General features: G+C 61.6%; 18 protein-coding genes and 3 pseudogenes. 8 read left to right on the top strand and 13 right to left on the bottom strand.

The features are described from left to right. Positions 1–19 precede the first annotated feature (19 nt). From BLU24_RS11285 to BLU24_RS11275, 3 genes are all read right to left on the bottom strand, one after another. On the bottom strand, positions 20–1,111 hold the full coding sequence (locus BLU24_RS11285; RefSeq protein ID WP_093100107.1) for a DUF1615 domain-containing protein: 1,092 nt from the start codon (positions 1,109–1,111) through the stop codon (positions 20–22). Between the two features lie 192 nt (positions 1,112–1,303). Further along, a complete protein-coding gene (gene hemB, locus BLU24_RS11280) occupies positions 1,304–2,278 on the bottom strand; it encodes a porphobilinogen synthase (RefSeq protein WP_090284571.1) in 975 nt (324 codons plus the stop codon). A 255-nt stretch (positions 2,279–2,533) separates the two neighbouring features. Next, the gene (locus BLU24_RS11275) at positions 2,534–3,232 is read right to left on the bottom strand and encodes a glutathione S-transferase family protein (RefSeq protein WP_093100104.1); all 699 of its coding nucleotides are present in this window, start codon (positions 3,230–3,232) and stop codon (positions 2,534–2,536) included. Positions 3,233–3,513: 281 nt separating this feature from the next. On the opposite strand from BLU24_RS11275, the gene BLU24_RS11270 reads away from it, so the two are divergent. Continuing rightward, positions 3,514–4,188 carry a histidine phosphatase family protein gene (locus tag BLU24_RS11270; RefSeq protein WP_093100101.1) on the top strand — a complete coding sequence of 225 codons (675 nt, stop codon included), beginning with the start codon at positions 3,514–3,516 and terminating at the stop codon, positions 4,186–4,188. A 135-nt stretch (positions 4,189–4,323) separates the two neighbouring features. On the opposite strand, the gene mnmH is transcribed toward BLU24_RS11270, so the two are convergent. Beyond that, a complete protein-coding gene (gene mnmH / locus BLU24_RS11265) occupies positions 4,324–5,427 on the bottom strand; it encodes a tRNA 2-selenouridine(34) synthase MnmH (protein WP_093100098.1) in 1,104 nt (367 codons plus the stop codon). Next, a complete protein-coding gene (selD, locus tag BLU24_RS11260) occupies positions 5,427–6,461 on the bottom strand; it encodes a selenide, water dikinase SelD (RefSeq protein ID WP_093100095.1) in 1,035 nt (344 codons plus the stop codon). The genes mnmH and selD overlap by 1 nt, the downstream gene beginning before the upstream one ends. A 293-nt stretch (positions 6,462–6,754) precedes the next feature. Here selD and BLU24_RS11255 point away from each other — a divergent pair, with 293 nt between their 5' ends. Both BLU24_RS11255 and BLU24_RS11250 read left to right on the top strand, forming a co-directional pair. Next, the gene (locus BLU24_RS11255; protein WP_093100092.1) at positions 6,755–7,714 is read left to right on the top strand and encodes a nucleoside-specific channel-forming protein Tsx; all 960 of its coding nucleotides are present in this window, start codon (positions 6,755–6,757) and stop codon (positions 7,712–7,714) included. Positions 7,715–7,729: 15 nt separating this feature from the next. Continuing rightward, positions 7,730–8,752, top strand: a complete 1,023-nt coding sequence (locus BLU24_RS11250) for a purine-nucleoside phosphorylase (protein ID WP_093100089.1) — start codon at positions 7,730–7,732, stop codon at positions 8,750–8,752. A 138-nt stretch (positions 8,753–8,890) separates the two neighbouring features. Here the strand turns inward: BLU24_RS11250 and BLU24_RS11245 are convergent, their stop codons facing one another. The 3 genes from BLU24_RS11245 to BLU24_RS11235 all read right to left on the bottom strand — a co-directional run bounded on the left by BLU24_RS11245 (position 8,891) and on the right by BLU24_RS11235 (position 11,048). Beyond that, positions 8,891–9,847, bottom strand: coding sequence for a quinone oxidoreductase family protein (locus tag BLU24_RS11245; RefSeq protein ID WP_093100087.1), 957 nt, complete (start codon positions 9,845–9,847; stop codon positions 8,891–8,893). A gap of 27 nt (positions 9,848–9,874) precedes the next feature. Continuing rightward, complete coding sequence (locus tag BLU24_RS11240) at positions 9,875–10,048, bottom strand: DUF1427 family protein (RefSeq protein ID WP_093100085.1); 174 nt, start codon at positions 10,046–10,048, stop codon at positions 9,875–9,877. Between the two features lie 226 nt (positions 10,049–10,274). Continuing rightward, positions 10,275–11,048 (bottom strand): AraC family transcriptional regulator, encoded by a 774-nt coding sequence (locus BLU24_RS11235; RefSeq protein WP_093100083.1) that lies wholly within the window; start codon positions 11,046–11,048, stop codon positions 10,275–10,277. A 136-nt stretch (positions 11,049–11,184) separates the two neighbouring features. Here BLU24_RS11235 and BLU24_RS11230 point away from each other — a divergent pair, with 136 nt between their 5' ends. Continuing rightward, positions 11,185–11,412 (top strand): DUF6555 family protein, encoded by a 228-nt coding sequence (locus BLU24_RS11230; protein WP_090284584.1) that lies wholly within the window; start codon positions 11,185–11,187, stop codon positions 11,410–11,412. Between the two features lie 35 nt (positions 11,413–11,447). Further along, positions 11,448–11,720 (top strand): hypothetical protein, encoded by a 273-nt coding sequence (locus tag BLU24_RS11225; protein WP_093106591.1) that lies wholly within the window; start codon positions 11,448–11,450, stop codon positions 11,718–11,720. A 548-nt stretch (positions 11,721–12,268) separates the two neighbouring features. On the opposite strand, the gene BLU24_RS11220 is transcribed toward BLU24_RS11225, so the two are convergent. Then, on the bottom strand, positions 12,269–12,724 hold the full coding sequence (locus BLU24_RS11220) for a DMT family transporter (RefSeq protein ID WP_093100081.1): 456 nt from the start codon (positions 12,722–12,724) through the stop codon (positions 12,269–12,271). A gap of 3 nt (positions 12,725–12,727) precedes the next feature. Then, entirely contained in the window at positions 12,728–13,213 is a 486-nt protein-coding gene (locus BLU24_RS11215; RefSeq protein WP_093100079.1) for a DMT family transporter, read from the bottom strand. Positions 13,214–13,325: 112 nt separating this feature from the next. On the opposite strand from BLU24_RS11215, the gene BLU24_RS11210 reads away from it, so the two are divergent. Next, positions 13,326–14,261, top strand: a complete 936-nt coding sequence (locus BLU24_RS11210; RefSeq protein ID WP_093100077.1) for a LysR family transcriptional regulator — start codon at positions 13,326–13,328, stop codon at positions 14,259–14,261. A gap of 202 nt (positions 14,262–14,463) precedes the next feature. On the opposite strand, the pseudogene BLU24_RS28225 reads toward BLU24_RS11210, so the two are convergent. The 3 genes and pseudogenes from BLU24_RS28225 to BLU24_RS11200 form a co-directional block, all read right to left on the bottom strand. After that, positions 14,464–15,054, bottom strand: a pseudogene (locus BLU24_RS28225) (methyl-accepting chemotaxis protein); the annotation flags it as partial. Positions 15,055–15,369: 315 nt separating this feature from the next. Next, a pseudogene (locus tag BLU24_RS28220) lies at positions 15,370–16,146 on the bottom strand (cache domain-containing protein); the annotation flags it as partial. 201 nt (positions 16,147–16,347) lie between these two features. Continuing rightward, positions 16,348–17,664 (bottom strand): Na+/H+ antiporter family protein, encoded by a 1,317-nt coding sequence (locus BLU24_RS11200; protein WP_093100073.1) that lies wholly within the window; start codon positions 17,662–17,664, stop codon positions 16,348–16,350. A gap of 271 nt (positions 17,665–17,935) precedes the next feature. Between BLU24_RS11200 and BLU24_RS28215 the strand changes: the two are divergent. Both BLU24_RS28215 and BLU24_RS28210 read left to right on the top strand, forming a co-directional pair. Further along, positions 17,936–19,186, top strand: a pseudogene (locus tag BLU24_RS28215) (cache domain-containing protein); the annotation flags it as partial. A gap of 150 nt (positions 19,187–19,336) precedes the next feature. Then, on the top strand, positions 19,337–20,092 hold the full coding sequence (locus BLU24_RS28210) for a methyl-accepting chemotaxis protein (protein WP_442965782.1): 756 nt from the start codon (positions 19,337–19,339) through the stop codon (positions 20,090–20,092). Positions 20,093–20,159: the final 67 nt, after the last annotated feature.

Below are 20,159 nucleotides of genomic sequence, written 5' to 3'. Positions count from 1 at the left end.
TTTTTTATGTCTGACGGTTTTACCCGGCCTTGGCCATGCAGCGTTTGTAGCGCTCGTCCACGCGTTTGGCAAACCACGCGGTGGTGAGCTTGCGGGTGATCTTCGGACTTTGCAGAACGATGCCCGGCAACACCGCACGCGGCAACGCTTTGCCCTCGGCCTGCTCGGCCAGCTCAAAAACCCGCTTGTAAAGTTTGCTCTCTTCGAATTCCAGGGTTTTGCCCTTCTCCAGTTGATCGCGAATGCTCGGGTTGCGCATGCCCAGCGATTTGCCAAGGGTGCGCACCGCCAGTTCCGTGCCGCCGGGCATGATCGAGTCATAGCGGATCAGGTCGCCATCGAGCGCCAGCGGGATGCCCGAAGCGCGACTCACGGCATTCTGGAACGCGGCGTTGCGGCTGGCGTACCAACCGGCATTGAAATCGGCGAAGCGGTACAACGGCTCGCGGTAACTGACCGGATAACCGAGCAAATGGGCGATACCGAAATACATGCCGCCGCGCCGACTGAACACTTCGCGGCGAATCGTGCCGTCCACCGGGTACGGATAGTCCTTGGCATGCTGTTCGGCAAACTCGATGCTGACCTGCATCGGTCCGCCGGTGTGCACCGGGTTGAAGCCGCCGAACAAGGTGCGTCCCATCGGCACCATGCCAATGAAATCATCGAAAATCGCACTCAGCTCTTTTTCGCTGCGCGCCGCGTTCAGGCGTTCGCTGTAACTCTTGCCGTTGGGCGAACGCACTTGCAGGGCACCGCTGACCAGCAGGCTGGGGATGTGCACTTTGGCGGCGCGGCGGTCGATTTCGTCACGGGCGATCTTGCCCAGGCCAGGGACTTTTGGGTCAGCCTGAAAGGTCGATTCCTGCTCGGCCACGGCCAGCACCGAACACAGATTTTGCGTGGTCGGGCTGATGTTCTGCGCGGCGAAGGCGGCGTAGATATCGGTGGCCCAGCCCTGCCGGTCAGGGATTTTCGCCGGCAGCAGCCGGACGATTTCGGCCTTCACCTCGGCGGGTGGGCGTGGCAGCGGTTCGCCGCCGCGCTGGCTGACGCAACCGGCCAATGCCAGCAATGCCGCGAAGGTGATGAGTAAGCGTGGGGGGTGCATGTTGCGTTATCCAGTCCGTTGAGGCGCCACCACCATACACAATCGCTGGCAAAACGTGGGCCGTGACACAAAGAACACCCTGAACCCTGTGGGAGCTGGCTTGCCAGCGATAGCGGTAGATCAGCCAGAATGATTCTGCCTGTGCCGACGCCATCACTGGCAAGCCAGCTCCCACAGGTTATGGGGTGTTGTTCAGATCCCGGCCAACGCCAGATCCATCGCAAAGTAGGTGAAGATCAGATCAGCACCCGCACGTTTGATCGCGCCGAGGCTTTCGCGCACCACACGGTCCTCATCGATCGCGCCGGCCTGGGCGCCGAACTTGATCATCGCGTACTCGCCACTGACCTGATACGCCGCCAGCGGCAGGTTCGACGCCTGACGGATGTCGCGGATGATGTCGAGGTAGGCGCCGGCCGGTTTGACCATCAGCGCGTCGGCGCCTTCCTGCTCGTCGAGCAGCGATTCGCGCAGGGCTTCGCGGCGGTTCATCGGGTTCATCTGATAGCTTTTGCGGTCGCCCTTGAGCGCGCTGCCACCGGCCTCGCGGAACGGGCCATAAAGCGCCGAAGCGAATTTGGTCGAGTAGGCCATGATCGGAATCTGGGTGAACCCGGCCGCGTCCAGCGCCTGACGAATCGCTCGCACCTGGCCGTCCATCGCGGCCGATGGCGCGATCACATCGGCACCGGCACGCGCCGCCGCCACGGCTTGTTTGCCGAGGTTGATCAGGGTCTGGTCGTTGTCGACTTCGAGGTTGTGCATCACGCCGCAGTGGCCGTGATCTGTGTACTCGCAGAAGCAAGTGTCGGACATCACGATCATCTCCGGCACGGCGTCCTTGGCGATGCGCGACATGCGCGAAACCAGGCCGTCTTCACGCCAGGTATCGCTGCCGTTGCTGTCCAGATGATGCGAGACGCCGAAGGTCATCACCGACTTGATCCCGGCGCGCGCGTAGCGCTCGATTTCGCTGGCCAGCTTGCGCTCGGGAATGCGCTGCACACCGGGCATGCTGGTGATCGGCACGAAGTCGTCGATGTCTTCTTCGACGAAGATCGGCAGGACCAGATCGTTCAGGCTGAACTCGGTTTCCTGGAACAGACTGCGCAGGCTCGCATTGCGGCGCAGACGGCGGGGACGTGCTTCGGGGAACTGACTGGACATGGGGCCTTTCCTGAAAACAGCGGATGAGACGAAAGTCGTAGGGGGCGAAGCTTATGCCTTGCGGGGGTTGGGGTACAAACCTGGATCAATCAAGAGAGCGTTACCGGGTTCGCAACAATCTTCAGAACACACCTTCATTCCTTGTGGGAGCTGGCTTGCCAGCGATGGCGGCAAGTCAGTCACCCTTTATGTCGACTGTGCCGGCCCCATCGCTGGCAAGCCAGCTCCCACATGGGATATGTGTAAACCTCAAAGTCAGGAGGGAATGGTGAGGCCTCGGACAACAGCAGGACGGGCGAGAAACCGCTCCAGCACCCGCGTGACATTGGGGAAGTTCTGAATGCCCACCAGATCACCCGCTTCATAAAAACCGATCAGGTTACGCACCCACGGGAATGTGGCGATATCGGCGATCGTGTAACGCTCGCCCATGATCCAGTCACGTCCTTCCAGGCGCGTATTCAACACGTTGAGCAGGCGCTTGCTTTCATCGACGTAACGGTCGCGCGGACGCTTGTCTTCGTAATCCTTGCCGGCAAATTTGTTGAAGAAACCGAGCTGGCCGAACATCGGGCCGATGCCGCCCATCTGGAACATCAGCCACTGGATCGTCTCGTAACGCAGCGCGCCTTCCTGAGCCAGCAACTGGCCGCTTTTATCAGCCAGATAGATCAGGATGGCGCCGGACTCGAACAGCGGCAGCGGCTGGTCGCCGGGCCCATGCGGATCGAGGATCGCCGGGATCTTGTTGTTCGGGTTCAGCGACAGAAACTCCGGCGAAGTCTGGTCGTTGGTGTCGAACCCGACGCGATGCGGCTCGTACGGCAAGCCGATTTCTTCGAGCATGATCGAGACTTTCACACCGTTGGGCGTCGGCAGGGAATAGAGCTGAATCCAGTCAGGGTACTGCGCCGGCCATTTCTGGGTGATCGGGAACGCGGACAGATCGGTCATGGGAAGCATCCAGTCACAAATTAGAAGGCGATCATAAAACAGGCCCGCCGCAGCGCCTACACGAACCGTAACATCCTGTCGCTAACCTGCGCTCAAGCTCGCAAAGTTTGCCGTTAAAGTGCCGCACGGCGGGCCGAATCGAACCAAATGGCCCTGCACGACTCTGAGCTATGCCTTTTTGCAGAGGAAGCTGTTCACGACATGGAAAACACCCGGCGCCGGCAGCCAGTGGTGTAACGGTTTGTCAGCCCTAACTGAATTTGCTGAAGACTTTCTATTTCATGACGAACCTGATGAGTTTCGCCAAACGTTTCAAACACCGTGCCTATGTGGTCCTGCCTTCCCTGCTGGCCGTGACTGCGCTGGCGTTGTCGCTGGAGTCCAGCGAGAGCCGCGCACAGCCGGCCGACGGCACGCAGACGCTGGTGTTTCTGCGCCATGCCGAAAAACCTGAAGGCGGCTTGGGTCAGCTCAACTGCCAGGGCCTGAACCGTGCCATCGACCTGTCGACGCTGTTGCCGGAAAAATTCGGCAAGGCCGACTACGTGTTCGCCGCCAATCCGACGCGCAATGTCGAGGAAGGCGAGCTGGACAATTCCTACAGCTACATTCGTCCGTTGATGACCATCAGCCCCGCTGCGATCAAGCTCGGCCTGCCAGTGAACATCGAATTCTCGGCCAATGACACCAGCGATCTGGCCCGCGAACTGCTGGACGAGAAGTACCACAACTCGACGATCTACACCGCCTGGTCGCACGGCTATCTGCCGGAGCTGATCAACAAGGTCGCGGGCAACGCGGTCGGCAAGAAACAGAACATCACCGAGGACTGGGCGGGCAATGATTTCGACTCGCTGTATGTGCTGACCCTGACCTGGCATAACGGCAAGGCCAGCCTGCAGAGCCATAGTTACAAGCAGGGGCTGGACAACGGCAAGGACACTTGCCCGACCTGAGTTGGGTATCGCCTGATCTTGCCCTATCGCTGGCAAGCCAGCTCCCACAGGGTATGAGGGTGTATATGAATGACCTGTACACCCACAATACCTGTGGGAGCGGGCTTGCCCGCGATGGGGCCAGCAAAAGCGCCATCAGACCTTCTGACTCACCCGCTCGCGCAGATACTCGATCACCGCCCCCCGCTCCCCGGCAAACTCGATCCGCCCGCCCTTCTTCTCGCGCTGGAACACATACATCGGGTCGTAATACTCACGCAGCAAGCCTTCGATCCAGCCGCGATGCAGGTCCACCGCGCCGCTGCGGGCCTGCTCGGCCAGTGCGTCTTCCATCAACAGCAACAAGCGTCGATGGCGCTCGCCGCCCAGACGTTTCTGTACGTTGTTCAGGCTCTCGATCAAGCGTTCGGCGAACAGCGTGAAACCCTCCTCGCCGTGGACCGCTGAAAACTCCGCCGCCAGATCGGTGACGTAATCACGCAGGATCCGCTCGACGCGGTCCTCGAAACGGTCTTCCAGCCAGACCATCGGGTACTGCTGCATGCCCTGATACAGCGCCAGCGGCAAGGCGCAACTGCCGACCACCCGGCTCTCGTCCTCAAGCACGAACTGCTCGATACCGGCATCGCGTTTTTTCAGGATGTCGATGGCCAGACGGTTTTCGAAATCGATGTTCGATGGCTGCCCGGTCGCGCGTTTGCCGAAGCTCGAGCCGCGGTGATTGGCGTGCCCTTCCAGGTCCAGGCCATTGCGCAGTTGCACCAGCACTTCGGTCTTGCCGGTGCCGGTCATGCCGCCGAGCAAAACGAAATCACACTGGCCGATGGCCTGCTCAAGGGTGTCGATCAGAAAACTGCGCATCGCCTTGTAGCCACCACCGACGCGCGGATAGTCGATGCCCGCCTCGTCGCGCAGCCATTGCTGGGTGATCTGCGAGCGCAGGCCGCCGCGAAAACAATAGAGATAACCATCAGGATGCGCCCGGGCGAAATCGGCCCAGGCCTGGATGCGCTCGGCCTTCACCGCGCCGGATACCAGTTGATGGCCCAGTTCGATCGCCGCCTGCTGGCCATGCTGCTTGTAGCAGGTGCCGATTTTTTGCCGTTCGGCGTCGTTCATCAGCGGCAGGTTGACCACGCCGGGGAACGCGCCCTTGTGAAACTCGACCGGCGCGCGAGCGTCCATCAGCGGTCGGTCGTTGAGGAAAATGTCGCGGTAGTCGGTGCAGTCGCGGAGCATCAAATCACCTCGACTGCGTTCGTCTGTCGCTCGACCAGTTCGCCGATTGGCGCAAGGCTCAGGCCCAGTTCGGCGGCGACCGCGAGGAATTCCTCGTTGCCCTCCGGTGTCACGGCGATCAGCAGACCACCGCTGGTTTGCGGGTCGCACAGCACGCGTTTGTGCAGCTCCTGAACGCGGCCGACCTGTTTCGCGTAGCTGTCGAAATTGCGCAAGGTGCCGCCGGGCACGCAGCCCTGATCAAGGTAATACTCGACGCTGTCCAGACGTGGCACGCGGTCATAGGCAATGCGTGCGGTGAGCTGGCTGCCTTCAGCCATTTCCACCAGATGCCCGAGCAGGCCAAAACCGGTGACGTCGGTCATCGCGGTGACGCCGGCGAGTTTGCCGAAACGGCTGCCGGGCTTGTTCAGGGTGCACATCCAGTCACGGGCCACACCGACGTCGGCGGCGCGCAGCTTGCCCTTCTTTTCGGCGGTGGTGAGGATGCCGATGCCCAGCGGTTTGGTCAGGTACAACAGGCAACCGGCGGTGGCAGTGTCGTTGCGCTTCATGTGGCGCTTTTCCACCAGACCGGTCACCGCGAGGCCGAAAATCGGCTCCGGCGCATCGATCGAGTGCCCGCCGGCCAGCGGAATGCCCGCCGCGTCGCACACCGAGCGGCCACCGCGAATCACTTCCCGCGCCACTTCCGGCGCCAGCACGTTGACCGGCCAGCCGAGGATCGCGATCGCCATCAGCGGATCACCGCCCATCGCATAGATATCGCTGATCGCGTTGGTCGCGGCGATGCGGCCGAAATCGAACGGGTCATCGACGATCGGCATGAAAAAGTCCGTGGTCGACACCACGCCGCGCTCGGCATCGATCTCGTACACCGCCGCGTCATCACGCGAGGCATTGCCGACCCACAATTTGGGGTCGAGGTTCTGCGCGCCACTGCCGGCCAGGATCACTTCCAGCACCTGCGGAGAAATCTTGCAGCCGCAACCGGCGCCGTGGCTGTATTGGGTCAGACGAATCGGCTCGCTCATGGGAGGGTCTCTGGCAATGAATGGGGCGGATTCTAGCAGAGCGCGACAAGGATCATGGGCGCTGGCGTCTGCCAAACGTCTTGGCGAACAGGCTCGCCGCTATGGGGATTGGCGCTGGATGCAGCTTTCTGATCGATCCGTCATGAAATGCCGCGAAAGCCACGATATTTCAGCGTCTTGCCAAATCTGGTACGCCTTGTGCAAACGTTTGCCTGTCACCCATGCCAGCGTTTTCGTGACAAACCGTAATCGCCCACGGAACTGCGGGCCCGGATCCACAAAAAGGACTTTGCATGCACTTCGCCTCGTCTCATCGCGCACCGTTTTTGCGCACTTGCGCTGTTTCCCTGCTACTGACCGGCGTTACCGGATTTCTCAGCCACAGCGCCTATGCACAACCGGCGCCCGCCGAAGAATCCGCTCAGGGCGAGAGCCTCAGCCCCGAGGCCAGCCCGCCGAAAAAAGGTGCATACCTGTCGGACTGGTACAACCAGGACCTGACCCTGATCGGCAGCAAGGACATCAGCTTCGGCCCGCAACCGGCCGATGACATCTATCTGGAATACGAGTATTTCGGCCGCAAAGGCCCGTTCGAACTCTACGGTTACATCGACGTGCCGAAGATCTTCAACATCGGCAACAGCCACGACAAAGGCGTGTGGGATCACGGTTCGCCGGTGTTCATGGAGCACGAACCGCGCATCTCCATCGACTACCTCGCCGGCCGCAGCCTGGCCATCGGCCCATTCAAGGAATGGTACGTGGCGTTCGACTGGATCTACGACCACGGCAGCCGCAAGGAAAACCGCGCCAACACGCTTTACAGCGGTTTGGGCACCGACATCGATACGCACTCGCGGGTCAATCTGTCGGCCAACCTGTACGGTCGCTATCAGTGGGAAAACTACGGCGCGAGCAATGAGTATTCGTGGGACGGCTACCGCGCGCAGCTCAAGTACATCATCCCCATCGATAAATTCAGCAACGGCGCGTCGCTGACCTACATCGGCTTCACCAACTTCGATTTCGGCTCGGACCTGCACAAGGACGACCCGGCGCGCACCGCCAACGCGACAGTGGCGACCAACGTCTTGCTGTACTCGTTCACGCATGTGCGCTTCACCCTGGTCGGCCGCTATTTCCACAACGGCGGCAACTGGGATGACGGCAGCGAGCTGAATTTCGGCGACGGCAATTTCCGCGCGCGTTCCAACGGCTGGGGTTACTACGCCGGCATCGGTTATCAGTTCTGACTCAAGGAGTTTTGCATGCAAGCCATGAAACGTTTGACCCTGGCCGGCACGGCCCTGCTCGCTTCCACTGCATGGGCGAACGAGGCACCGATTCAACCGAAAGTCGTGCTGATCACCATGTTCGCCCCCGAGGCGCAGCACTGGATCGACCGACTCGAGCTGAAACAGGAAATCCCCGTGCCGGGCCTTTCCGCCGAATACCCGAACATTCGTTGCAACGCCCAGCAGGTGTGCCTGCTGACCACCGGCATGGGCCAGACCAACGCCGCCGCCTCGACCTTGGCACTGGCCTTGTCGCCGAAATTCGACCTGCGCAAAAGTTACTTCCTGATCGCAGGCATCGCCGGCATCAGCCCAAAACACGGCACCATCGGCACCGCCGCGTGGGCGCATTATCTGGTCGAGTTCGGCACGCAGTGGGAGCTGGATTCGCGCGATGCGCCGGCGAGCTGGCCGACCGGGTACCTGGGCATCAACACCCAAGGCCCAAACGAAAAACCACCGCTGGACTACAAGACCGAAGTCTTCGAACTCAACCCGACACTGCAAGCCAAGGCCTTCGCGCTGAGCCACAAGGTCGAGTTGAGCGAGAGCAAGGAATCGGCGGCGTGGCGGCAGAAATATCCGTCCGCCCCGGCCAACCAGCCACCGGTGGTGACGCGCTGCGATACGCTGGCCGGCAATACCTGGTTTTCCGGCACACGGCTGAGCGAACGGGCCGAGGTATGGACCAAGCTGCTGACCGACAACAAGGGCGAATATTGCACCACGCAACAGGAGGACAACTCCACGTTTGAAGCGCTGTTACGCGCCAGCCGCGAAGGCCTGGTCGACGTGCAACGCCTCGCCGTAGTCCGCGCCGGCTCCGATTTCGACCGCCCGCAACCCGGCGGCAGCGAAGTCGACAACCTGCTCAAATACGCCGATCAGGGTGGTTTTGTGCCGGCGCTGGAAAATCTGTATCGGGCCGGTAACCCGCTGGTGCAGGACATTCTGAAAAACTGGTCGGCGTGGGAAAAAGGCGTGCCCGCCTCTTAAGACACACTCAGCCCCCTGTGGGAGCGGGCTTGCCCGCGATCGCGTCAGGTCAGGCAACCTTTCTCTCGCCTGTTCCATTGCCATCGCTGGCAAGCCAGCTCCCACAGGTTTCAGGTTGTTAGAGAAATTCGAAGTGAGTCAGGGGATGAGGATGATCTTGTCCCCGCCACCCTGATTTACTTCGGCATACCGCGCGAGCCCTTCAGCCAACGGCACCTCAACCAACCCCTGCGGCAACGGCAGCAAATCCTCATCGAAAAACCGCCCGAACTGCTCGAGCATCGCCGCGCACGCTTCAACGCCATACAGCAGCGAGTTGATCCCCACCACCGAACCGCCCTTGCGGTATAACGCCAGTGCTGGCAGTTGCACGTGACCGTCCACTGGCGCGGCGATGATTGCGATGCGCCCGAAGGTCGCCAACGCCGCCACCGAGGCCGGCAACCAGAAACCGGTGGTGTCGAAAATCACATCGGCGCCGCCGCGATACACCGCGTTGACCTGCGCACCGAGGTCTTCGGGTTGCTCCAGTTGAATCGTCTGATAACCCTGCGCCTGCAAGTCGGCCACTTGTTCGGGACGCCGCGCGGCAGCGAGCAACTGCGCGCCACGCACTTTGGCCAGTGCCAACGCCGCTGTCGCCACCGCCCCGCCGCCAATCACCAGCAAACGCGTGTCGGCATTCACCAGACTGCGCTCCAGCGCATCCCACGCCGTGGTGTACGGCACGCCGAGGCTGGCCGCTTGAGCGAAGCTCAGGTGCGATGGCTTGCGCGCGATGCCGCTGGCCGGCAGCTTGACGAATTGCGCATGGGAGCCATCGGCGAAAAAGCCCAGTTCACGGCCTGTTCCCCAGACTTCCTGACCGATCAGCGCTTGCGGCCCTTCGACTACCACCCCGGCAAAATCCCGCCCGGGAATCCGCGGCAGCGCGGTGTAAGGAAAACGGCCGAGGACGTTTTTCACATCGCTGGGGTTGAGGCCGGCCGCTTTGATCTGCACCAGCACTTCATCAGGGCCAGGCACGGGTGTCGGCACCTCGGTGTAACGCAGGGAAGACAGGTCGCCGGTTTTATCGAATTGCAGAGCTTTCATGGAACGATCCACCAAAGAGAAGAAAATTCAGGACAACCAACCGGCAACCAACTGCCGGCCCATCGGCCACAACTGTTCACCGACGAGCATGCCAAGCAGGCCGACCAGCGCAATGGCCGGCGGGGCGGGAGAACGGAAATCGAGCGCGCCGTACAACAAGCCGACGCCCAGACCAATGGCCAAAGAAATGAGGTAGTTCACGAAAGGAACTCCGCCGCGATAAGTGATGGGCAGAGTCTAGGGAATGAGACGGAGCGGTATCGGCCAAGGACTTCTGAATTTCGGACAAAAGCCCAATTCACAAAGAACCTTGTGGGAGCTGGCTTGCCAGCGATAGCGGTGGGTCAGTCAACATATCCGCCGAATGCCAAGCCGCCATCGCTGGCAAGCCAGCTCCCACAGGGATCTCACAAATCAGACATTTTTCCTACACAGCAAATTGCGAAGGCGCCACCCCCAGCTCACGCCGGAACATGTCACTGAAGCTGCTCGGCGAGTAACCCAGCTCCCGCGCGATGGCACTCACTGCGACGCCCTGAATCAACTCCGCCACGGCTGTCGCCAGTTGCACCTGACGCCGCCATTCGGCGAAGCCCATGCCGAGGCTGTCCTTGAACAGCCGCGCGAGGGTGCGCACGCTGGCCCCGGCGTTTGCCGCATGCTGCTCGAACGGCAGTGCCAGCGACGGCGCCGCCATCACCGCCTGACACACTCTCATCAGGCGCCGATCGGAATCGTCCGGCAGCGGGACCTTCAATGAAGAGCGCCGCGCACGCCTGAGTTCGAGCAAGGCCAGCCCGACCAGCGCCTCGTAGTACTCGGGTTCGCCGCTGTCACCCTCCGCCACCAGCCCGACAATCAGCTCACGCAGCAAACCGCCGACCTCGATCACCTGCACCGTCCCATCCAGCGTCGCCGCCAGCGCCGGGCGCAAATAGATATTGCGCATCTGCAAGTCCGACACCACGCGAATGGCATGCGGCACACCCGGCGGCAACCACACCGCCCGCTGCGGTGGCACCACCAGCGCTTCGTGCGGCGTCTCGACCCACATCACCCCGCTCATCGCATACAGCAACTGCCCCCAGACGTGCTCATGGGGTTCGATGAACAGCCCACGCGGATAGGTACGCGCCAGCGGTTGCACCGGCACATCGGGGTCACTCAGATCGGGGGGCGCAGCAAGGGCCATGGCAAGCATTCATTGGGGTTGGCGAAGGCGCCATGGTAACCAGCGCGCCCGACGCTCGCCAATCATCGCTACCGTCGGACAATCCGACTGAATTTTCGCGACGCCCTGCGATCCGTTAATTACCACAGGGAGGAATACCGGCTTTATGAACAACGCAAAACTTTTTGTTATCGACTACACCCTTCACGGTACGCCCAAGTCGTTCATTATCCGCTCGGACAAAATGGACAATGCCGAAGCCTGGCACTGGGCGAGCTGCGACGCCGGCGTCGGCCGAATCCCGCGCTTTGGCCGTGAAAAGGTACAAAAGACCAGCAAACCGATGGCGGAAAAATTCGGCCTGGAAAACGTCACATGGCGCCAGACGCATTAACTACCCAGTCGCTTGCGGACGAGGGAGAAGCACTGATGGACATCCTTTACCACCCGGCGCGACTGGACTACGGCCTGACCACGTTCTTCGGCCAGATCAGCAAAACCGTAGACTGCGAAGTCGGCCTCGAGACCGTTGCGGACGATCCTTATCGCTTTACCTTATGCGTCAAGGCGCCGGTACCGGAGGATCTGGACCAGGCGAAGATCGTCGTGGTGAAAGTGGATGGGCGTACGCTTCAGGGCAGTGTTCGAGAGACGGAGCCGCTGCAGGATGGCGGGATGAAACTTCAGGTAGAGCCTGATTGATCAAAAGCCCCTCACCCTAGCCCTCTCCCGGAGGGAGAGGGAACTGACCGAGGTGACCTTGAGAGATACGCCAACTTGAAATACCGAGTCGTACGCAAAATTTGAAAAGCCCAAAAATCGGCTCCCTCTCCCTCGGGAGAGGGCTGGGGTGAGGGGCGAATCCACCACAAATCCCAAGCCAACCGCCCCGCTCTTCACCACTCAACAATGAGCGCCAGCTCGAGTGCTCTTGATCTTGCGTCACCGGCGACATCGGAAGGCTGAGCGCAGGGATCGATCCGGGCGTGGGAGCGCAGCGACCGTCTGGCGCAGCCAGACACAGCGGACGTAGGTGCAGCGCAGCAAACCGTAGCCGCTGCGCCAGGATCGGTCCCGGAGCGAAGGGACCCGAGCCTGCGAGGGCCGAACGCAGGAGCAAGCCTTTTGGTTCCTTTTTGCTGGGCCGGCACTCCGGCGTCTGAAAAAGGGACTCGCCGTAAGGGCGAAACCGCCAGCCGCAGCACCCGAAGCAACGGATATACTCCCCATCTAAGCGTCCAAACAAACAATCAATCCACGGAGCGCGAAGAACTCCGATACATAAACACCAGCGCCAACGCCAGACACCCCATCGCCAAAACCCGGCTCGACGAAAGCTCGATCGCCGGATTGCCCAACCAGCCGAAATTATCGATCAACATCCCCATCCCCAACTGCCCGACAATCACCGCCACCGTCGCCACCGCCGTGCCCACCACCGGCACCGCACCGACTATCACCATCATGTACACCACGCCGAACAGAGCCCCGGTCAACTGCCACTTCGGCACCTCGAGCAAGCTCACCGCCTGCGCCGGCTCAAAGAAAAAAATCAACAACCCCGTCACCACAGCGCCCACCGCAAAGGTCAGCAGACTGCTGCGCAACACGCCAACCGACTCACCCAAGCGCCCGTTGATCGCCGCTTGCACGCTCAACACCGCGCCGGCCAACACCACCACTGCCAACAAAATCACCAGCCCCATCAGTCACCCCCGCGCAATCAGAATCAATGCCACCACAATCAGCCCCAAGGCCAGCCAACGCTCGCCATTGACCTTCTTGCGCGTAGTGCCGAACCAGCCGAAATGGTCGATCAGCACGCTCTTGCCCACTTGCCCCGAGAGGATCGCGATCATGGTCATGGCGATGCCGATATGCGGCGTTGCCAGGGTCAGCACCACCACGTACATCGGTCCGAGAAATCCGCCGATCAACTGCCAGCGCGGCAGATCGGTCAGCGCCGGGCCTTTCTGCGGGCCGGCGAACAGCAGCAGCAGAAACAGGATCGCCGCCCCGACGCCGAAGATGCTCAGCGTCGCCCACAGGTGCCCGACCTGCTCGCCCAACGGCCCGAGCAAGCCGGCCTCTACCGACAAGCCCATGCCGGCCAGAATCACCAGCGGCAGCAAAAACAAGCGCCACCTCGACTTTTTCACAGGCGTGGCAACAGCCACTTCATCCAGCGTCTGCATAAAAACTTTCCACTTGAAGAAACGATGGCGCGGATTATCGGCTGGCGCATCTGTGCGATAAATGGGAGGATCCGGACAACACTTTTGCGCAATCCGCACAGCAGGGCACTTCATGCACGGGCTCAATGAACTGGGATTCAAGGCACTGCGGCTGTTTGTAGCGGTGCTCGACCACGGCAGTTTTTCCGAGGTTGCGCGCCGCGAAGGCGTCGCGCCCTCTTCGATTTCGCGGCAAATCCAATTGATGGAGCAAGCGCTGAATCAGCAATTGCTTTACCGCCATACCCGCGCCGTTTCGCCGACCGAGGCCGGTCGTATGCTCGGCCATCATGCGCGGCTGGTGCTGGTGCAGCTGGAAGAAGCCGAGCAAGCGTTACAGGAGCAGCAAAGCGAACCGACTGGGCTGGTGCGCATCAACGCCCCGGTGGTGTTCGGTCAGCGCCATCTGAGCCCGTGGCTGGGCCAGTTGTGCGCGCGGTATCCGCAGTTGCAACTGGATATTCAGCAGACCGATCACTACGTCGACCCGTTGCAGGAAGGCGCCGACCTGCTGTTTCGCATCGGCCATTTGCATGATTCGAGCATGCAGGCACGGATTCTGGCGCCGCACCGCTTTCAGGTCGCCGCAAGCCCGGCGTACCTCGCGCGCCACGGCACGCCGCAACAGCCTGAGGATCTGGCTCAACACCAATGCCTGGCCTACAAGGGCGCGGCCGGTCAGCAGCGCTGGTTTTTCCGCCGCGATGGCGAGGACTGGACGCCGCACTCGGTCAAAGGGCCGATCACCAGCAACCACGCCGACACCCTCACCCAGGCTGCCGAACAGGGTCTGGGGCTGGTGATGTTTCCGTCATGGCTGATTGGCGAGGCGGTGCGCGCCGGCACGCTGGTGCCGGTGTTGCGCGGGTATCAGGTATCGAACAGTCTGGAGCCGCAGCAGATTGCGGTGCTGTGGCCGGGCAGTCGAAGGTTGTCGGTGAAGGTGCGGACGGTGATTGATTTTTTTGTTGAGTGTTTTGGTGAGGTGCCGTATTGGGACAGGCCTTGAAGATCAAGAGCCCCTCACCCTAGCCCTCTCCCGGAGGGAGAGGGGACTGACCGAGGTGTCTTGCGTCAGACATCGACCTGAACGATCGAGTCGATTATGGATTCAGCAAAGCAATTTCAGGTCGGTGCATTTCCCAGGCATCCCCCATTTGGTTCCCTCTCCCTCTGGGAGAGGGCTAGGGTGAGGGGCTGCTTTTCAAGCGTCAGATCCGGAACTGCCCAACCAGCTTGCCCAACCGCTGCCCCAACTCCGCCAGACTGCGCGACGTCTGCGCGCCGAGCTGCGTTTCATCGGCAACGCTGTCCACCGCCACCGCGATCTGGTGCACGCTGCGGTTGATCTCTTCCGCCACCGCCGTCTGTTCTTCAGCGGCGCTGGCGATCTGCGCGTTCATCGAGTTGATTGTCGCGATCAGCTCAGCCATGGCATCCAGCGACGCCCCGGCCTGATTGGCCTGTTGCGAGGTGCCATCACCCGCCTCGCTGGAACGGCGCATGGCTTCCACCGCCTGCTGCGTGCCGGCCTGCAGGCGATCGATCATGCCTTGAATTTCCTGGGTGCTGATCTGCGTGCGGCTGGCCAGCGCACGGACCTCGTCGGCGACCACAGCAAAACCGCGACCGGCCTCCCCCGCCCGCGCCGCTTCAATCGCCGCGTTGAGGGCCAACAGGTTGGTCTGCTCGGCGATCGAGCGAATCACCCCGAGCACACCGACAATCGACGTCACGTCCTGCTGCAGGCTGTCCAGCGATACGCCGCTGCTGCGAATGTCATCGACCAGCGCATGGATCTGTTTGATGCTGCCGGCCACCACGCGTTTGGCGCTCTGGCCTTCTGCGTCGGTCTGCTGCGCGGCGACGGCGGCGTTCTGCGCGCTCTTGGCGACTTCCTGCGCGGCGGCGGACATTTCGTTGATGGCGGTGGCGACCTGATCGGTCTCGTGACGCTGACGCTCCATCGCCTGATCCGAGCGTTGCGCCTGATCCGACACCTGAGTCACCAGCCCGGTCAGTTGCGTGGTCATCTCGGTGATCTGCCGCACTAAACCGTGGATCTTGTCGACGAAGCGGTTGAACGAGCCGGCCAGTTCGCCAAGTTCATCCTGGCTGGTGATGTTCAGGCGCCGGGTCAGATCGCCCTCGCCTGCCGCGATGTCATCGAGGTTGGCTTTCATCAGGGTCAGCGGCCGCAGAATCGTGTTGGCCAGCAGCATCCCCGCCGCGGCAATCACCAGCAGCACCACCACCGCCACACCGACAATGCTCAGCACCACGCCTTGCACGCGTTCCTGCACCTGGGTTTCGACCAGCGCCACTTGCGCTTCGATGCCGTCGAGGTTGACCGAGGTACCGACGGCCATGTCCCACTTGGCCAGGTATTCGGTATAACCGAGTTTCGGCACCAGCACCTTGGCATTGCCCGGCAGCGGCGAGCTGTATTGCAGGTAGTGAGTACCGTCCTTCGCCACTTTCACCAGACCGAGGTTGACGTAGACGCCATTCGGGTCGCGGTTGTCCTCGAAGCTTTTGCCCACACCGTCAGGGTCGTTGGCCTTGAACAGGCGCACGATCTCCGAGTCGTAGGCGAAGAAGTAGCCGTCCTTGCCGTAGCGGATGCCCGACAGCAGCTTGATCGCCTGCGCCCGCGCCTCGGTGTCGCCGGGAGCAGCCGCGTCGTACAGCGGTTTGATCGTGGTCATCGCCACGGCGACGTAACTTTGCAGGGTGGCTTTGGCGTCGCCGAGCAGGCGCTCGCGGGTCTGTTCGACTTCCTTGCGCGCCTGTTCCTGGAGGATGAACAGTGTGGTCAGACTGATGACCAGGGCAAAGAGCAATACCGGAAGAACGGCGAGGGACAGGACTTTAGCCTTGAGGCTCAGGCGCATTGTGGGGGCTCACTCTTTTGATTTTGTTGGCGTGGTTAAAGGCTTTAACGGCACGCCAGCTCAAAAGTTGAGTCCTGGATTCACCCCCGCTCCCTGTAGGAGTGAGCCTGCTCGCGATAGCGGTGTATCAGTCAGCGCATCAGGCGACGGGTACACCGCTATCGCGAGCAGGCTCACTCCTACAAGGGATCGGTGACAGGGTCAGAGGACCATCGCGGCCACCCAGCCGAACGCCAGCAGCGGCAGGTTGTAGTGCAGGAAGGTCGGCACCACGGTGTCCCAGATGTGGTGATGCTGGCCGTCGATGTTCAGGCCGGAGGTCGGGCCGAGGGTCGAGTCCGAGGCCGGTGAACCGGCGTCGCCCAGCGCACCGGCAGTGCCGACGATGCACACGATGGCCATCGGACTGAAGCCCAGTTGCACGCACAGCGGCACGAAAATCGCCGCCAGAATCGGCACGGTGGAGAACGACGAACCGATGCCCATGGTTACCAGCAAGCCCACCAGCAGCATCAACAGCGCGCCGATGCCTTTGCTGTGGTTGATCCACGCCGCCGACGATTCAACCAGCGTCTGCACCTGCCCGGTGGCCTTCATCACTTCGGCGAAGCCGGAGGCGGCGATCATGATGAAACCGATCATCGCCATCATCTTCATGCCTTCAGTGAACAGGTCATCGGTTTCGCGCCACTTGACGATGCCGGACACCGAAAAGATCAAAAAGCCCACCAGCGCACCGATAATCATCGAATCCAGCAGCAGTTGGACGACGAACGCCGAGGCGATGGCCACACCGGCGATCAACAGGCTCAGCGGGTTGTAATGCACCGCGGTCTGCTCGACCTGCTCGATTTTTTCCAGGTCATAGACGCGCTTCTTGCGATAACTGATGAACGCCATCGCCAGGCCGAAAACCATGCCCAGCGCCGGAATGCCCATGGCGTGGGTGATGTTGATGCCGCTGATGTCGACGCCGCTGCGCGCAACGTTGGCCAGCAGGATTTCATTGAGGAAGATGTTGCCGAAACCCACTGGCAGGAACATGTACGGAGTGATCAGGCCGAAGGTCATGACACAGGCGATCAGGCGGCGGTCGAGTTGCAGCTTGGTCAGCACATAAAGCAGTGGCGGCACCAGCAGCGGAATGAATGCAATGTGGATCGGCAGGATGTTCTGCGAAGCAATCGCCACCACCCACAACAGGCCGATCAGCAACCATTTGACATTGCCGCCGCCGCTCGAATGTTGCCGGTCAACCATCGCCAGCGCCTTGTCGGCCAGTGCATGGGCCAAGCCAGACTTGGCGATTGCCACGGCGAAAGCGCCGAGCAACGCGTAGGACAAGGCCACCGTCGCACCGCCGCCCAGACCGCTGTTGAACGCCTTGAGCGTGGCGTCCATGCCCAGGCCACCGGTCAGGCCGCCAACCAGCGCCCCGACGATCAGCGCGATCACCACATGCACGCGGGACAGGCTGAGAATCAGCATGACGCCGACTGCCGCTATGACTGCATTCATTTCACTACCTCGAAAAACACTGCGGTGGGCAAACCGACCGCCAGACAGGATGAGTCCGCCAGAACTGCTCGGCGGAGGCAAAAGGGTCTTGTTAGAAGGGCGCGCACTGTGCCCCAAGCAGCCACAAGCTGCAAGTTTCGAGCGGCAAGCTGAGCTGCTTTTGATCCTTGAGTCCTATGCTCGCTTTTAGCTTGCCGCTTGCAGCTTGCCGCTCAAGAAAGCTGCTTTTCAGCCGTTAGAGTGCAAAGTCTCAGATATTTATCGAATAAGGATGTTTTCCATGTCGCTCAGACACCTTTCCATCCAATGGAAAATCACCCTGCTCGCCGGTCTCTGTCTGGCCGGTATCGTGACCCTGCTCGTCGGTCTTTCGCTGTATCGCATGGAGCACAGTTCCGCGCTGGTCAAGGCGTCGAGCATGGAGATGCTCACCGAGTCGGCGCAGGCGCGCATAGAGTCGCAGGGTGAGGTGCAGGCGGCGGGGATTCGTCAGCAGTTCATGGATGCCTACCAGTACGGTCACGGCTTCTCGCGGCAGGTGCTGTTTCTGCGCGAACAGGCCGAGAAGCGTTTTCTCGATGCCTTCGATCTGCGCGAAGACCTGACCCGTCAGGTCAAATCCGCATTGCAGGCCAACCCGGATCTGCTCGGCCTGTCGCTGGTATTCGAAGCCAATGCGCTGGACGGCAAGGACGAACTGTTCGCCGGACAAGAGGAGCTGGGCAGCAATGACAAGGGCCGGTTCGCCCTGTACTGGTCGCAGCCGACCCCGGGCAAGGTCCACTCGATGGCCCTGCCGGAAAGTGACATGAGCGACACCCGCACCGGCCCCAGCGGTCAGGCGGCCAACGCTTGGTTCACCTGCCCGCGCAGCACGCTCAAGCCGTGTGTGATCGAACCGTACTTTTACGTGATCGACGGGCAGAAAGTGCTGATGACCAGCATCGTCTTCCCCCTGCTGCTCAACGGCAAGGTCATCGCCTCGCTGTCGGTCGACATCAACCTCAACAGCCTGCAAGCGATCAGCCAGACCGCGAGCAAAAAGCTCTACGACGGTCAGACTGCCGTGAGCATCATCAGCCCCGCCGGCCTGCTCGCCGGTTACAGCGCCGATGCCGGCAAACTCAGCCAGCGTCTGGACGCCGTCGACACCACCAGCGGGGCTGAACTGCTGCGACGCCTGGCGGCCAGCACCGGCGTGAGCAGTCTGCACAATAATGGTCAGTTGAAAGTACTATCGCCGTTCCAGCCGATTCCAGGCGGGCCGGCGTGGGGCGTGCTGCTCGACGTGCCGGAAAAAGTTCTGGTCAGCCGCGCCGAAGCACTCGAGCAACAGCTGGACGCGAGCAATACCTCGGGCACGTTGATGGAGTTGGGCCTCGGCGGCCTCGCCGCCCTGCTCGGCCTGCTGCTGGTGTGGCTGATGGCGCGCAGTGTGACCCGACCGATCCTGGGCGTCGCGTACATGCTTGAAGACATCGCCAGCGGCGAAGGCGACCTGACCCGCCGCCTGGCCTATGACAAGCAGGATGAACTCGGCCAACTGGCCGGCTGGTTCAACCGCTTTCTCGATAAATTGCAGCCGATCATCGCCGAAGTGAAACGCTCGGTGCAGGACGCGCGCAGCACGGCTGATCAGTCCTCGGCCATCGCCACCCAGACCAGCGCCGGCATGGAGCAGCAATACCGTCAAGTCGATCAGGTTGCGACCGCCTCCCACGAAATGAGCGCCACCGCGCAGGACGTCGCCCGCAGCGCGGCCCAGGCGGCCGAAGCCGCCAAGGACGCCGACCGCGCCACTCGCCAGGGCCTGACCGTGATCGACCGCACCACCGCGAGCATCGACACCCTCGCCGCCGACATGAGCGTGGCGATGGTGCAGGTTGAAGGTCTGGCGGCCAACAGCGAGAAAATCGGCGCGGTGCTGGAAACCATTCGCGCGATTGCCGAGCAGACCAATCTGCTGGCACTGAATGCCGCGATCGAAGCGGCGCGGGCCGGTGAAGCCGGACGCGGTTTTGCCGTGGTCGCCGATGAAGTGCGCAACCTTGCCCGACGTACCCAGGAATCGGTGGAGGAAACCCGTCAGGTCATCGAGCAATTGCAGAACGGCACGCAGGAGGTGGTCGGTTCGATGGGCAACAGCCATCGCCAGGCCCAGGGCAGTGTCGAGCAGGTCGGCCAGGCAGTGACCGCACTGCGCCAGATCGGCGACGCGGTGACGGTGATCAGCGACATGAACCTGCAGATCGCCAGCGCCGCTGAACAGCAGAGCGCAGTGGCCGAAGAGATCAACAACAATGTGGCGACGATTCGCGACGTGACGGAATCGCTGTCGGGGCAGGCCAATGAATCGGCGCGGGTCAGCCAGTCGCTCAACAGCCTGGCGAATCAGCAGCAGCGGTTGATGGATCAGTTTCGCGTTTGATGCATGAGTGCGGGGTGTCAGTTGCAATCCCCCCTCACCCCAGCCCTCTCCCCCCAAGGGGGGCGAG

This window comes from Pseudomonas sp. Z003-0.4C(8344-21) (genome assembly GCF_900104975.1).
Classification (GTDB): Bacteria; Pseudomonadota; Gammaproteobacteria; order Pseudomonadales; family Pseudomonadaceae; genus Aquipseudomonas; species Aquipseudomonas granadensis.
Note: the sequence above shows the minus strand (reverse complement) of the source record. Positions and strands in the feature narration are given on the sequence as shown.